General features: G+C 52.3%; 11 protein-coding genes and 1 tRNA gene. 2 read left to right on the top strand and 10 right to left on the bottom strand.

Annotated elements, in window-relative coordinates; translation table 11 throughout:
• The first annotated feature begins 238 nt into the window (after window positions 1-238).
• Window positions 239-2314: a S8 family peptidase gene (locus J6J28_RS10260; RefSeq protein ID WP_301721532.1), complete on the top strand. Its 2076-nt coding sequence runs from the start codon at window positions 239-241 to the stop codon at window positions 2312-2314.
• Window positions 2315-2653: 339 nt separating this feature from the next.
• Here the strand turns inward: J6J28_RS10260 and J6J28_RS10265 are convergent, their stop codons facing one another.
• The 8 genes from J6J28_RS10265 to rpsU all read right to left on the bottom strand — a co-directional run bounded on the left by J6J28_RS10265 (window position 2654) and on the right by rpsU (window position 12052).
• Complete coding sequence (locus J6J28_RS10265) at window positions 2654-4684, bottom strand: CocE/NonD family hydrolase (RefSeq protein ID WP_301721534.1); 2031 nt, start codon at window positions 4682-4684, stop codon at window positions 2654-2656.
• Complete coding sequence (locus J6J28_RS10270) at window positions 4681-6012, bottom strand: ATP-grasp domain-containing protein (RefSeq protein WP_301721535.1); 1332 nt, start codon at window positions 6010-6012, stop codon at window positions 4681-4683. Before J6J28_RS10270 ends, J6J28_RS10265 begins: the two co-directional genes overlap by 4 nt.
• A 212-nt stretch (window positions 6013-6224) precedes the next feature.
• Window positions 6225-6300, bottom strand: a tRNA-Ile gene (locus J6J28_RS10275).
• Between the two features lie 78 nt (window positions 6301-6378).
• A complete protein-coding gene (locus tag J6J28_RS10280; RefSeq protein ID WP_301721536.1) occupies window positions 6379-7173 on the bottom strand; it encodes an amidohydrolase family protein in 795 nt (264 codons plus the stop codon).
• 151 nt (window positions 7174-7324) lie between these two features.
• Window positions 7325-9163, bottom strand: coding sequence for an RNA polymerase sigma factor RpoD (gene rpoD / locus J6J28_RS10285; RefSeq protein WP_301721540.1), 1839 nt, complete (start codon window positions 9161-9163; stop codon window positions 7325-7327).
• A gap of 114 nt (window positions 9164-9277) precedes the next feature.
• Window positions 9278-9667 (bottom strand): DUF3192 domain-containing protein, encoded by a 390-nt coding sequence (locus J6J28_RS10290; RefSeq protein ID WP_301721541.1) that lies wholly within the window; start codon window positions 9665-9667, stop codon window positions 9278-9280.
• A gap of 204 nt (window positions 9668-9871) precedes the next feature.
• Window positions 9872-11635: a DNA primase gene (dnaG, locus tag J6J28_RS10295; protein WP_301721543.1), complete on the bottom strand. Its 1764-nt coding sequence runs from the start codon at window positions 11633-11635 to the stop codon at window positions 9872-9874.
• 201 nt (window positions 11636-11836) lie between these two features.
• Complete coding sequence (rpsU, locus tag J6J28_RS10300) at window positions 11837-12052, bottom strand: 30S ribosomal protein S21 (protein ID WP_034733010.1); 216 nt, start codon at window positions 12050-12052, stop codon at window positions 11837-11839.
• 416 nt (window positions 12053-12468) lie between these two features.
• Between rpsU and J6J28_RS10305 the strand changes: the two genes are divergently transcribed.
• Window positions 12469-13116 carry a MarC family protein gene (locus J6J28_RS10305; RefSeq protein ID WP_301721546.1) on the top strand — a complete coding sequence of 216 codons (648 nt, stop codon included), beginning with the start codon at window positions 12469-12471 and terminating at the stop codon, window positions 13114-13116.
• A gap of 20 nt (window positions 13117-13136) precedes the next feature.
• Here the strand turns inward: J6J28_RS10305 and tgt are convergent, their stop codons facing one another.
• Both tgt and queA read right to left on the bottom strand, forming a co-directional pair.
• Window positions 13137-14252 (bottom strand): tRNA guanosine(34) transglycosylase Tgt, encoded by a 1116-nt coding sequence (gene tgt / locus J6J28_RS10310; protein WP_301721547.1) that lies wholly within the window; start codon window positions 14250-14252, stop codon window positions 13137-13139.
• A gap of 54 nt (window positions 14253-14306) precedes the next feature.
• On the bottom strand, window positions 14307-15353 hold the full coding sequence (gene queA / locus J6J28_RS10315; RefSeq protein WP_301721635.1) for a tRNA preQ1(34) S-adenosylmethionine ribosyltransferase-isomerase QueA: 1047 nt from the start codon (window positions 15351-15353) through the stop codon (window positions 14307-14309).
• Window positions 15354-15420 lie beyond the last annotated feature (67 nt).

Consider the following 15420-nt stretch of genomic DNA (forward strand, 5'->3'; position numbering starts at 1 on the left):
TCACTGTTTTGCTTCCTATCTGGGCTATTTACGCAGATTACCATAAATAGGAAAGGCAAAGCGATGCATAAGCAACCAAGCCTGTTATGGCTGCATGTGCAGCGGAATGAACATACAGCACCGAAGACCTAAGGTAGTGTTCGCCCACGGGGCAATTTAGGGGGAACTCCCCTATATCGTTCTTCAGGGGGAGGTGTAACTCTGAGAAGGTCAACCACGACCTTTTTGGAGATTAACCATGAAACGAACACTTCTATCATTAGGTATTTTGGCCTCAGGCCTCTTCGTCGCACCAGCGGTTAGCGCTGATGCATTACTGGGACCTAAATTGGCACAAGATTTAAAAAGCCTTACCGGGCCATACGATGTCATCGTATCCTTTGACGAACAGAGTACTATCGAACCCGTGTTGCAGAATTTGGGAATCCCATTTCTGGCACTTAAAACCATGCCAATGGCGGGCGCCACTGTAACTAAATTGCAATTAGAAGCGCTGATGGTTAACCCTGCAGTTAGCAGTATTTATGCGAATAACCCTTTAGAATACAGTAATTACACCTCTGGTGAGATTACTGGTGGTCATTACGTGCAAGACTATTATGGCTTAGACGGAGACGGCGTGACCATAGCGGTACTTGACTCAGGAGTAGATGCAACGCACCCAGACCTAGAGTTTCAGACAAAAACCGTTGAAAATGTAAAGATTGTCGGTGACCTTGATTTGCTTGGTGGACGCAACGCCTTTATCGAAGGAGTTCCCAATAGCGATACTTCGTCAGGTCATGGTACCCACGTTGCGGGCACAGTTGCAGGCTCTGGTATGGCGTCAGTTAACGATGAGCGCCGGGCTTACTATCACGATGGTATTGCCCCAGGAGCAAGTCTCATTGGCCTTGGCGCAGGGGAAGGTATCTCGATCCTATATGCGTTATTAGGTTTCGATTATGCCATTGCCAATCAAGACCGACTTGATATTGATATTATAACTAATAGTTGGGGCGGCGGAGACGGTGCTGAATTTGACCCAAATAACCCTATCAACAAGGCTTCCTTCGAGGCTTATAGTAAGGGTATGGTTGTCAGCTTTGCAGCTTCTAATTCCGGTCCTGCTGAAGATACCCTAAACCAGTATGCCGTTGCACCATGGGTAATTAATGTCGCGGCGGGCACGAGCGAAAAACTTCTCGCCGACTTCTCAAGTCGCGGTGTGGCGGGCCACCCGTACAAGCTACCGGATATTACAGCACCAGGGCAAGATATTACTTCTACCCGAGCTCCGAATACCGCTATTGGAGCAACCGGCCCGGTTACCGACCCAGCGCACCCTGAATATACAGTGTATTACCATACGATCAGCGGTACTTCGATGGCCACGCCATTTGTAGCAGGGGTCGCCGCATTGTTGCTGGAAGTTAATCCAAACTTATCGCCTGACCAAATTGAGCAAATCATCAAAGACACTGCAGAGCCAATGGACTATGCTCCGCACGAGGTGGGGAGCGGCTATATAGATGTCAAAGCAGCTGTCGATTTAGCGAAGGTAACAACTGGTAAGCGCCTTGCCTTTTTGGATGGCGATACCTTATGGTCGAGTCAAGGTGAGTGGACGGCGGCCGATGAAAGCGCTGAACAATTTGTTTATGTGGGTAAGTGGCAAACTAAACACTACGATTCCGCATTCCAACAAACCGTGACTACGGCGAAGAATCCTCATTCGTCGGTTTTCGTAAAAGTACGTGGCGAACGGGTTCGTTTTCACTTTTTAGCCGTCAATGATAAGCCAGTTTCGATTGAGCTTATTGCTGATGGGCAATCCATGGGGACGAAAACAATCTATGCTGCTGATGCGTCAGAAGCGGCACCAAAGGACGTTGCCGTCGCCTTTGATCACTTAGGTGAAGGAATCCACGACCTGGAAGTCCGAATTCTGGATAAACGCGTCATGTTTGACCGTATGGATGTGGATGGAGCAATTCTATCTCCAGATGTCAGCTTTACCACCAGTCAGCAGATGGATTCCGGCACTATGGGCGTTTCAGCCGAGAACCTCGAAGTACAAGAATTCCCGCTGGAAATCGCACCAAATGATGTCAGCATCACTTCAACCCTGAACTGGACGGGTGTGGCTGACTTGGACTTTTTCCTGGTCAATCCAGAGGGCGTCGAAGTCGCTTCCAGTGCATCATTGGAGAACCCTGAGGTAATACAGTTCTGGACCGATATGCCAGGCACCTACACGCTGCGTGTAACTGGCTACATTAGTCTTGCTACACCATTTACCATCACGACCGACATCACCTCTGAAGTACGGTAATAGTTTAACAAGCGCGGAATGCATGACGCATTCGTGAGCTCTAACCAAAAGGCGCCATTGGCGCCTTTTTACTTAATGAGTTTTTCAAGTGTAAGGAGGTACTGAATGAATAGGGCCAACTTTTTTGTTTTCACAAATTTTGTTGTAAAGCGTTTGTTTTGCCATGCAAGCTAAATCTGCAACTTGGCATGCTAAATTGAGAAAAAAAATCGTGTGCGTGTAGCGTGACGACTTCCAGATAGATTATTGGTAGCTTTGTAGGCTCGGTTGCGAGAACAAGAGCCGGCGTAGACAAGAATAAGAAGCCGGACAGCACGCCCGCCGCAGCTAAAAGTCCCCTCAGATATGATCGCGCGGAATCGTCTCGTCCCAGCTCATGCAGCACACCCGCGTCTCACCTTCATAGGCATCGAGCTCGGCGCGGATGTAGAAATTGTTCTCGTCCGAGCTCAGACAGGTATAGGTCCGGGTCTTGATCTTCCAGTCGTCGCGCTGGAGCGTCCGGATCCACTCAGTTGTCCCCATCACGCTGGTGAAATCGCCCGTGACGGCTGAATATTTCTCCACTGCATGGGTGCCGACCGTCAGGTCGATATCGTCGAACCGGAACAGGCCGCGATCATCGATGACCTCCAGTTCGGAGCGCTGGTCAGCAAGATCGCGATGGACCAGCCAGCGATGCTCGCCCGACTCGTACAAAGTGGTCGAGGGGGGAGGCGCGCAGACCGGCGGATCGAAGCTTGCCTCCTCCTCGCCGCCGACATTTTTCGTGCGGCAGGGCAGGATGATCCGGCTCTTGCCCGTATAGACCGTGAGCTTGGTGGATTCCGGCGGGGTCCAAGCCATCGGCCAGTAGACGGTGGAGACGGAAACCCGAATTCGGTGGCCCTTCTCGAAGCGCTGGGCGATATGGTTCAAGGGCACCTTGACCCTGTAGCGCTTGCCCGGTTCCAGTAATTCGGGGTGCTGGCGGCTGTCACGATGGGTGAGGTTGAGCATCCCGTAGGTCACGCGCGTGATTTGATGGTCGGGCAGGAAATCCGAAAGCCGCACCGCGACCATGGCGATCGGCTGATCGCTCTCCAAGTCTAGTTCGACGACCGGCTGACCAAAAATCTCCACGGCCTCTTCCAGCTCGTGGGTCTGGAAGATCAGTCCGCCGCCGTCCTCGGAACGCTGATCACCGGCGAGATCCGGCCCGTTGGCGTAGGAACACCATTTGCCGGCAAACAGTCCCAGCGTGACCGGGGACTGGACCTTCATGCCCACCTCCTCGGTCTCCTCACCGCTATCCTCTGCGATGAGGTGGCGTCCAGTCCCGAAGCTGTAGGCGCGAGGCTCGATATCCGGGCTCGGCCATTCAGCCTCGACCACCCAGCGGCCTTTGCGGTATTTGTACTGGGGATTGGGCGGGGCGGAGTCCTGCATGTAGGCGCACAGCATGTTCTCGTCGTCCATGCCCTGGTCCTTGCCCTTCAGCCAGTGATCCCACCAATCGAGAAGCTCGCCGAGAAAGTCGATGGCCGGCCCGGGGCTTCCGATATGCGGATAGGTGTGACCCCAGGGCCCGACGAGGCCCTTACGCGGCACGTCGAGATTTTCCATGAGGCGGAAGACGGTATTGGTATAGCCGTCGGCCCACCCTGAGACTGCGAAGACCGGGATCTTGATGTCGCCGTAATGCTCAGAAACTGAGCCGTGCCGCCAGTAGCAGTCGCGGCGCTGATGCTGCAGCCAGGTCTTCAGCCACAGTCCGCTCCCCTTCAGGCGCTCCATCCACATCTCCTTCCAGCGGTCCCCGACTAGCGCGGGGTCGGGCGGCATGGTGTTGTAAGAGAACATGACGCCAGCCCAGGAGAGATTGTCGCCCAACAGCGTGCCGCCCATGTGGTGGATGTCGTCGGCATAGCGGTCGTCGCTGGAGCAGACCGTAACGATGGCCTTGAGCGGTTCGGGCTGCATCGCCGCGATCATCAGACCGTTGAACCCACCCCAGCTGATGCCCATCATTCCGACATTGCCGTCGCACCAGTCCTGCTCGGCCAGCCAGTGGATGGCGGCCACACCGTCATCGAGCTCGCTCTGCAGGTACTCGTCAGTCAGCACGCCCTCGGACTCCCCGCTACCCCGAATGTCCAGGCGAACACAGGCATAGCCGTGCCCGGCGAGGTATTTGTGCGTGATCTCGTCGCGCACGGTCGAACCGAAGCGCTTTCTGTAGGGAATGTATTCCAGGATCACCGGTACCGGATCGTCGCCTGAATCCTTCGGGCGCCAGACGCGCGCGGCCAGCTTCAGGCCGTCGCCGACCGGGATCCAGACATTCTCCTCCTCGATGATCTCGCGGGGAAAGTCGGATACGCTTTTCATAAGTCCTCGGGGTGCGGCTGAATGTAGATGGGAAGCGAAGCTAAAATCCGGTTATACGCATCCTCCAGCATGTCCTTGTCATGGCCGCCGAGGAAAATGTCGGCAAGCTCGTACGAATAACTGTCTTGGTAAAACATGTCAGAGAGACGCTGATCCTTCTCGACAAGAACGTTCGCATCGAAATCGGGCAGGATGCGCTTCAACTCCGCGATCTCTTCAGAGCTGGGCACGCGCTTGACGATGCCATCGGCCTCGAAGCTTCTCAGCATGAACTTGCCCGCGATGGCGTCTTTTCCTTCGCGGTAAGGCATGTCTGGCTCGAGCCCCATCGACAGCTCGATAGCCACCTTCTGGTGAGCCGCGCCGTCGACCATGTGGAATAACGGAGAGTGGGACTTGGAGATTCGGGCGTTGATCTCGAGCAGATGCAGGTCGCCGCTATCGGGATCGTAGAAGAATTCGACATTGAACGGCGAGCCGTCATAGCCGAGCGCCGTCATCATCTTGCCGGCGATCTCGGTGGAGCGCTCGATGACCTCTTCGGGCAGATCGGCGGGGTACTGATAGCGCGAGAAGCTGGACGCGTTCTCGCCCTCGCGTAGGGACTCCACCGCGCCGTAGACCCTAATTTCGCCCTGCCAGACATAGCCTTCCAGCGTGAACTGCCGCTGGGCCGAAATAAGTTGTTCGGCCACGGCGAAATTACCGTCGATACCGTCGATCTCGCTGCGGTCCTCAAGCTTGTCCAGGAAAGCGTTGAAAGGCTCGCCGATCAGATGGATCTTCTGGCGACAGGCTTGCAACGCCGCATCGAATCCTTCCTCGTCCTCGACCAGAAACCCGAGCACGGAGGAATGACCTTTGACCGGTTTGAGCCAAAACGGATAGTCCGGCGCGTCTTTCTTCGCATTTTCCGGCTCGAAGGGATTGATGGCACGCACCTCGGGTGTAACATCGGGGAAGGCCTCTTTCTGCTTCAGGCGTGCCCAGTACTTGTGCTCGCATTTCGCGACCGCTTCGGGACTAGCACCCGGCATTTCGTAGTCGCGCAGCAGCAACGAAACGAGCGAGGTCACGGGAAAATCCAGATAGCCGATGATCGCATCTGGCCTGCCGCCATGCGCGTCGATAATGGATCTGGCACGCTCGTAAAGCTCGTCGAAATCGATGCGGCCGCTGGCTGGCTGAACGTCAGAATATTCAAGTGTGCGGATCAGTTCCCAGTTCTCCGAGCCTGGGATTTTCTCGATCAGGGAGAGATTGAAGTCGTCGGCACCGACGACGAAGATCTTTTTTTTGCCGCTGCTGGCCTGGGTCCGATCGTTCATCTGTAATATCCCTGTACTGCTAGACTTTCCAGAAGTATAGGACACGTCTTAAGAAATTTCCTATTTGGACGAGCCTGCTAATAGACCAAGAGCGGCAGCACTGAGATGGGCTCTACGCAAATTTTACGCACACATCCAAAGCGAGGCCTCAATATGCCCATAAGGAGTGTTCATGACCAAAGGAGAGAAATACAGTAACTTAATGATTTTTTTGGTGGCCCCTCCCAGATTTGAACTGGGGACCAACCGATTATGAGTCGGCTGCTCTAACCACTGAGCTAAGGGGCCATTACAGATAGGAATTGAAAAAGCGGGCGCAAGTATATGAAATTTCGGCCCGCTTGTCATGACCCCTGAGGGCGGTTTTTACAGTTTAATATTGTAGAATTCGGCAGCGTTGCGCGCGAATACTTTGTCAATCGCGTCGGCGTTGTCCAGCGCGCCAGCGACAACTGAGATGTCGGTTCTGTTAAACGGTCGCTCAGCGCGATTTGACGGCAGGTCGGTACCGAACATCAAACAGTCAGGGTTGGTCTCGTACAGCTTCTGCACGGCTTCAGCAACATTTACTTCCGTCCGACCAAAGCCACTTGCTTTAATCTTCACCCCAGCTTCTGCCAGCTTGCGCACCTGTGACAGACCTGAACGTGCCATGCCCAGATGATCCACTGATGCCTTTGGTAACTTTATCAGCTTAGGAATGATTTCATCGAGCTCACGGCTATCGACGTACATTTCCAGATGCCAGCCCGCCAGATCCCAGATCCGCATGCCGAAATCGACCAGGTTATCCAGACCGCTCACCACGCCGCGCTTCAAATTAACACGAACGCCTCGCACACCTGCGTCACGCAGGCTCAAAATCTTTTCATCGGAGACCGTACTCGGCAGATTGGTGATGCCAACAAACTGATCACCGAGCTTCTCCAGTGCGGGTTTCAAATACTTTTGATCAAACCCATGGGATGAGCCTGACACAACAACCCCACCCACGATCGGCAGATCGCGTGTACGATGTTGGTAGTCTTCCACCGAAAATGGTGGCGGTAAAAATCCCTGATTCTCGATCAACGGATACGCATCATTATAAATGTGTAGATGCGCGTCAATAATACGACCCGGTTGTGGGTTATCAGCGATTTTCTTATCCGACTCTGTCATAAGGTATCCTTTTCAGCGAAGTTAGCCTCACCTTAACAAATTTAGCGGCAAATTTCACATCAGCCGCGTTTATACTCATTACAAAAAAGCCCCTGAGCTATTCGCTACAAGGGCTTTCGAAGTAGTAAGCACTTACCTCGGGGTAAGACGCTTACTCGTCAAGGAACGATTTCAGTTGCTCAGAACGGCTAGGATGACGCAGTTTACGCAGCGCCTTAGCTTCGATCTGACGAATTCGTTCGCGGGTGACATCGAACTGTTTGCCCACTTCTTCCAACGTATGGTCCGTATTCATATCAATACCGAAGCGCATCCGCAAGACCTTCGCTTCACGCTGGGTCAATCCACCCAGGACTTCGCGGACTGAATTACGCAAGCTTTCCGAGGTTGCAGAGTCGACTGGCAGGTCGAGGGTCGTGTCCTCGATAAAATCGCCAAGATGCGAATCTTCATCATCGCCAATTGGCGTCTCCATGGAGATCGGCTCTTTGGCAATTTTCAGCACTTTACGGATTTTATCTTCTGGCATCACCATGCGCTCAGCCAGCTCTTCAGGTGACGGTTCGCGACCCATCTCCTGCAGCATCTGCCGCGAAATACGGTTGAGCTTGTTGATGGTCTCGATCATATGCACAGGAATACGGATGGTCCGCGCCTGGTCAGCGATCGAACGGGTGATCGCTTGACGGATCCACCAGGTCGCATAAGTTGAGAATTTATAGCCACGACGGTATTCGAATTTGTCGACGGCTTTCATCAGACCAATGTTACCTTCCTGAATCAAGTCCAGGAACTGCAGACCACGGTTGGTGTATTTCTTGGCAATCGAGATAACCAAACGTAAGTTCGCTTCAACCATCTCTTTCTTGGCGCGCCGTGCCTTGGCTTCGCCGATCGACATGCGACGGTTGATGTCCTTCACTTTCGCGATGGTCAAACCGGTCTCAATTTCGACTTCAGACAATTTTGAGATGCAACGCTCGATTTCCGGGCGCAGGTCACTCAAGCCTTGCGCATAGCTTTCGCCACTGTCAATAGCGGCATCTAGCCAGGCGGTGCTGTTCTCGTTTCCGGCAAAAGCTTTCATGAAGGCGCGTTTTGGCATTTGTGCCTGTTCGACACTCATCTTCATGATCAAGCGCTCTTGCACGCGAACACGATGCATCATGTCGCGCATATCTTTGACCAAGCGGTCAAACTGCTTAGGAACCAGACGGAATTGCTTAAATAAGTCGCTCAGCGCGTCGATTTCTTTACGAGCTTTTGCGTTATCGCGGCCATGTTTGCTGATAGCTTTGCGCGTTTTTTCATACTGCGCGCGTAATTCGCCAAACTTTTGCCGTGCAAATTCCGGATCGATACCGCCCTCATTTGCATCATCGTCGTCATCGTCATCGTCGTCGTCATCATCTTCGTCATCGAGCTCATCCTGAGATAGCTCAGAACCGATGTGGGTCGCGGCGACAGGCGCTTCGTCGACTTCGTTTGGATCGATAAAGCCAGAGATGATGTCGGTTAAACGCATCTCTTCGGCTTCACATTGATCCCATTGATCAAGTAAAAAGTTAATCGCTTCTGGATATTCAGCGACGGAACACTGGACCTGGTTGATGCCTTCTTCGATACGCTTGGCAATATCGATCTCGCCTTCACGAGTCAATAGCTCAACGGTACCCATTTCCCGCATGTACATACGCACCGGGTCGGTGGTACGGCCAAGTTCACCGTCAACACTCGCAAGTGCTTGAGCTGCGGCTTCCGCGGCATCTTCATCGGCAGTGTCTTCGCTCATCATCAGGTCATCGGCATCAGGGGCGTTTTCAAACACCTTGATACCCATGTCATTGATCATGGCAATAATATCTTCGATTTGATCGGAATCTACAATCTCAGAAGGTAAATGATCGTTAACCTCGGAAAATGTCAGGTACCCCTGCTCTTTCCCTTTGGCAATAAGAATTCTGAGTTGCGATTGACGACTCTGCTGCATACAGATCTACCACCTGTCATTTCAAATGGATAAATAAAAACCGGTCTTAAACTTACGAATCAAATTCAAGACCGGAAATTATAGCAGAATATGCAGTTTTGAGCCAGAAATTAATCAGTAGCTTTGTGGGATTCGGCTGAGTGCCAATTCACCGGTTCCGACCAGAATACTGTCTTTAAAAACCAGCGGTGTGCACTCGTCTTTGCTGGTATTGCCATCAGCTTCGACGCGGTGTGTACGGTAGTAAAGGACATCGTAGCGGGCGCCATCAACGGTGGTGCGATTGGCAAAATCCGGGGTTCCCATGCGACTGCGAACATCGGTCAAGGTCGCGCTATCCGACAACGCCGAAATCATCTGGCGGTTCTGCTCTTCCTGTTTGCGGAAGTCACTGCTTGAGTAGCCATCGCCATGCTCGCCGTCGGCAACAATGATACATCCTTGCAAAGTCGCACTCGCGGCTAAGATTGCTACAGCAGCTGCTAAACCTTTTATTGCTTTCATTCGTTTTTCTCCTAGATAAGACGTCAGGTTATTATTAGGTCGTGGTTTTGACTTATGACATAGGTTTTAAAGCAAAGATGATGCCAACTTATCAGAATTCTATTTTTATACTTTAATTCAAACACTTAGAATTTAAATAAGAAGAGGTATGGAAACTCGTTAGAGAAACTGTTCGGCAGAATCGCCAAGCGTTGGTCAAATTCGCTAGTCGCTGTCGCTAACCTGGCTTTTTTGTGCGCGGTGCTGCATCAGCGCCATGTACTCTTTTTTCTCGGTATGGGTCAGCGGTGCTTCACGTTCCTTGGCGAGCAGTTCGTTGGCACGTTGCTCAACAAAAAGATCGATAAAGAACAAGAACGTATCAAAAAATTCCTGGCCAATCTTATCCTGATCCAGGTGGTGCTCCCAGGTCACTAACTGACGTAGCAGTTTCTCTTCACGGCTGCCGCGCCACTGTTCGAGTAGCTGAGCTGAAGTCAGGTTCTGTTCGCGGGCCTGCTGATGCAGCTGCATAAATACTTGGATACCTGGCAGCTTGAGCTGACCAAGCGCATCATGAACCGGTACTTCCTGGGCCAGTTGCGGGTATTGCAATAACAGTGCAATAGCACGTCGAATTGGCGTGATCTTAAGCTCGTCCCGCTCGGTGGTGGTGGTTTTCGCTTGCCGTACCTGTGCCGCAACCTGTGACACCTCGCGGCGCAACAGCCGCGCGAGCTCGGCCAACAGCGCTTCGCGGTAATAGTCACTGGCAATACGCTCAATTAAAGGCTTGGCCTGGTTGAGCAAAGCCGCTCGGCCACTGTCGGAAGCCAGATCCAACTGCTCTGACAGATGACTGAAAAAGTAGCTGGTGAAGCTTTGCGCCTGAGCGAGTCGCGCGGTGAAGGCTTCAGCACCCTCCTGGCGGACCAGACTATCGGGATCCTCACCGTCAGGCAGAAACAGAAAGCTCAATTCCAGGCCGTCGGTTAAAAGAGGTAAGGCATTTTCCAGCGCGCGCCATGCAGCATCACGGCCGGCGCGATCGCCATCGTAACAGCAGACCACCTTGCGCGTAGCGCGGAACAGCATCTGTAACTGGTCCGTCGTAGTGGCTGTACCCAACGAGGCAACAGCAAAATCAATGCCCGCCTGAGCCAGTGCCACCACGTCCATGTAGCCTTCGACAATGACGATTTGTTCAATCTGCCGATGGGCCCGCTTCACCTCATAAAATCCGTACAGCTCCCGGCCTTTGTGAAAAACACGGGTTTCGGGCGAATTGAGGTACTTAGGCCCATCGCCTTCAAGGATGCGGCCACCGAAACCGACCACGCGACCACGGCGATCCCGGATCGGAAACATCACCCGATCCCGGAAAAAGTCATAATAACGTCCGTTATCGTTGCGATTGACGAGTTTCAGATCCACTAACTGATCGCGTGATCCCTGGCCTTTGCCCAGGGTTTTCAGCAGATCGTCCCAACCATCGGGGGCATAGCCAATCTGGAAAGCTTTCACCACTTCACCACTCAGGCCTCGGCCCTTTAGGTAGTCAATGACCTTAGGTGCATTGGCATGGCGGCGAAGCTGGTGAGCAAAGAACTTAGCCGCATGTTCCATTTGCTGGTAGTCATCGGCCGCCTGTTGACGTTTGCGCGCCTCTGCCTGAGGATTAACTGAGGTTTCCCGCGGCACTTCCATGCCCAGCATTGCCGCTAACTCTTCAATTGCATCAGGAAAGTCCAGGCCGTCATAGCGCATCAAAAAATCAATGGCATTGCCATGCTCACCGCAACCAAAGCAATGAAAGAATTGCTTGTCGGGAGCAACAGTGAAACTTGGGGACTTTTCATTATGAAAGGGGCAACACGCCTGGTAGTTACGGCCTGCTTTTTTTAACGGAACGCGGCTGTCCACGACTTCGACCACGTCTGCGCGATCAAGGAGATCATGAATAAAGCTTTTTGGGATCAGGCCTGCCATGGTTATTTGTGTTCCGTTGTTCTGAACTGACTTGATTGTACTTGCTGAATGGGAATTGCAAAAGCCTAAATCAAAAAGCCCAAATGAAAAAGCCGGACCACGTTTCCGTGCTCCGGCCTTCGATTAGTTACTGAAGCTTTCAGTAACCAGTCGCGACGTAAAAGCTAGCGACTCTCTCTACTAAGCAATACTTGCTTGTTCTTAGTAAAGACGAGTGCGGCGCGCGTTTTCGCGCGATAATTTCTTCGCGTGACGTTTTACGGCTGCAGCTTTCTTGCGCTTACGCTCTGAAGTTGGCTTTTCGTAGAATTCACGACGACGCACTTCTGAAAGTACACCGGCTTTTTCGCAAGAACGCTTGAAGCGGCGTAAAGCGACGTCAAACGGTTCGTTTTCTTTTACTTTAACAACTGGCATTAAAATCTCACCTCAATGAAAATTCTGTTGTTGGGTTATCAACATTGGTTACTAATTAACCAAGACGAATAAAAATGGTGCTGAATTGTAGCGAGTTCAGATCCTGATGTAAAGCCTGCGATCAATTTAATTAAGGGGATTTAGCACTAGCAGCGGCAGGGATGGAAGCGGTGAAGCATGGTATCAGGCTGGTCAACGAGAGTCCCATGCTCTTAGTCACCGCTTCCAAATTTTTGGCCGAAGGGTTCGCCTCAAATGAACTGAGACTATTGTTTCATTTTTGTAATCAGTAGTATGACAGTTTATTGCGCCAAAGCGTGTCGCAGCAACTTTTTTCGCTTAAAACTTTTTCTTTTTTAGCTACAATTTTTATAAGTTGATACAATACCTCAACTTATTTTTTCGGGAATCGCACCATGCTTGACACTTTTCTGTTCCAGTTCACTTCGTTATTCACCATGATTAACCCGATTGCCGCAATTCCCATCTATATCGCGTTAACTGAGGCAATGACTCCGAAGGCTGCGCGTTGGGTTGCTATGCGTGCGGCTGTCACGGCTTTTATTGCTCTAACAGTGTTTGCCCTGCTGGGCGAAGCGATCTTCAGCTTCTTTAATATCTCCGTAAACGGCTTACGCGTCGCTGGTGGTATTTTGTTCTTCGTGATGGGCTTTGAGATGCTGCGCGGGCGCACGGTACCCAAGCGGGTGGACGGTGAGACCGACGGGGACTTTGGTTCTGATGTGGCAGTCACCCCTATAGGCATTCCGATGATTGCCGGACCCGGTGCGATCACCATGGTGATTCTGTTTATTCAGGAAGGCAAAGTTACCGAAGCAACCGCCTCTGCCACTATTAGCTTATTTATTGCTATTGCCACGGTATGCGTACTGACGGCCATCGTCTTGGCCAGTGGCCGGCAAATGCTGGCTAAGCTCGGTCGTAGCGGCAGTAAGATCCTGATGCGCCTGATGGGGTTAATCGTCATGCTCATTGCCGTCGAGTTCTTCTTCGCCGGCATCAAGCCTTACATCATTGATATCGCGACGTCGATCCCGGCCTGAGCAGACCGGGATCGATTTCGTTAGCCCAGCGCTGGAACATCCATGCCGCGTTTTTGATAAAACTCGGCGACGTGCTGATCCAGGCGGTCGGCGGCAATCGCCTCGCGCAAATCACGCATGACTTTTTGATAGAAGTGCAGGTTATGGATGGTATTCAGGCGTCCGCCTAACATCTCGTTGGAGCGATCCAGGTGATGCAGGTATGCGCGCGAGTAGTTTTTACAGGTGTAGCAGTCGCACTCAGGATCCAGCGGCCCGGTATCGGTACGGTGCACTGCGTTACGGATCTTGACCACGCCAGTACTGACAAACAAATGACCATTCCGGGCGTTACGGGTCGGCATCACGCAGTCGAACATATCAATGCCGCGCCGTACCGCTTCCACCAGATCCTCAGGTTTACCTACGCCCATCAGATAACGGGGTTTGTCCACCGGCATTTGAGGCGCAATATGGTCCAGTACCCGCATCATATCTTCTTTGGGTTCACCCACAGAAAGCCCGCCGACAGCGTAGCCATCAAAACCGATATCGGTCAGACCATCCAGCGAGATGGTCCGCAATTCTTCGTACATACCGCCTTGAATGATGCCAAATAACGCCGCCGGATTATCTCCGTGTGCGGTCTTAGAGCGCTCCGCCCAACGCAGCGATAACTCCATAGAACTGCGGGCCTCGGCCTGCGTCGCCGGGTAAGGTGTGCACTCATCAAAAATCATCACGATGTCAGAACCTAAGTCCCGTTGCACTTCCATCGACTTCTCTGGCGTCAGCAGAATTTTTTCACCATTGATTGGCGAACGGAAAGTCACGCCTTCCTCAGTAATCTTGCGCAATTCGCCCAGGCTAAACACCTGAAAGCCACCCGAATCCGTCAGAATGGGTTTATCCCAATTCATGAAGTCGTGTAAATCGCCATGTTGCTTGATGATTTGCGTACCGGGACGCAGCATCAGATGGAAAGTATTGCCCAGGCAGATGTGCGCGCCAGTATCCTTCACTTCTTCTGGCGTCATCCCTTTTACAGTACCTGCAGTACCCACGGGCATAAAGGCTGGTGTCTCAACCACGCCCCGCTCAAAAATCATGCGCCCGCGGCGAGCTTTGCCACAGGTCGAAAGTAATTCAAACTTCATTTCATCACCGCTAGGTTAAATCACGGAAAAACAGTCCGAGAGCATCAGTATACCTTAGCTCGGCTGACGGGTCACAAACATCGCGTCACCGTAGCTGAAGAAGCGATAGCTGTTGTCAATCGCCTGCTGGTAGGCGTTCAGCACATGATCCCGACCAGCAAATGCCGACACCAACATGATGAGAGTTGACTCTGGTAAATGGAAGTTGGTGATCATCGCATCGATGATCTCAAACTTGTAGCCAGGATAGATAAAAATGTCAGTATCGGAGAAAAACGGTGCCAGTTCTCGCTGTTCCTGGACCGCAGCCTGCGCCGCAGATTCCAGTGACCGCACCGAAGTCGTGCCCACTGCGACCACCCGACCGCCATTGGCCTGTGTTTGTTTTATCAGGGTCACGGTTTCTTCGGGGACCTCAGCGTATTCACTGTGCATGTGATGCTCTTCAATCTTATCGACGCGCACCGGCTGGAAGGTTCCGGCGCCGACATGCAATGTCACATAAGCAAAGTTAACGCCTTTGGCTTTCAGCTTGGCCAGAATGGCGTCATCAAAGTGCAATCCTGCCGTGGGCGCTGCGACGGCACCGGGCTTTTTGTTATAGACCGTCTGATAGCGCTCACGATCACTGGCTTCATCGGGGCGATCGATATAAGGAGGTAATGGCATGTGACCATGCTGCTCCAGAACCTCGAGCACACTTTGTTCAGTATCAAAGCGCAATTCAAACAGCGCTCCGTCGCGCCCTAGCATTTCAACTTCAACGGCATCTTCCATCCGCATCCGCTGGCCAGGCTTAGGCGCACGGTTACTGCGTACGTGCGCCAGCACGCGGTTATCATCAAGCATACGCTCGACGAGAATTTCGACTTTGCCGCCCGAGATTTTTTCACCCAGCATCCGCGCTGGAATCACCCGGGTATCATTGAAAACCAGCAAATCACCTGCCTGTAAATGATCTTCAATGGCTTTGAACTGGTCGTGGGTCACCTCACCCGTCGCTCCATCGAGCACGAGTAAACGGCTCGCGCTGCGCTCTGGCTGTGGGTAGCGGGCAATCAATTGGTCGGGTAAATCAAAGTTAAAGTCTTTAACGTCCATAGGGCTTACTGCTGCTGGTTTTTGTGCGCGTACTTTACCCTTTTTACGCGACAAAAAAAAGCACGCC

Origin of the sequence: Pseudidiomarina terrestris (assembly GCF_030466375.1) — a bacterium.
GTDB lineage: Bacteria > Pseudomonadota > Gammaproteobacteria > Enterobacterales > Alteromonadaceae > Pseudidiomarina > Pseudidiomarina terrestris.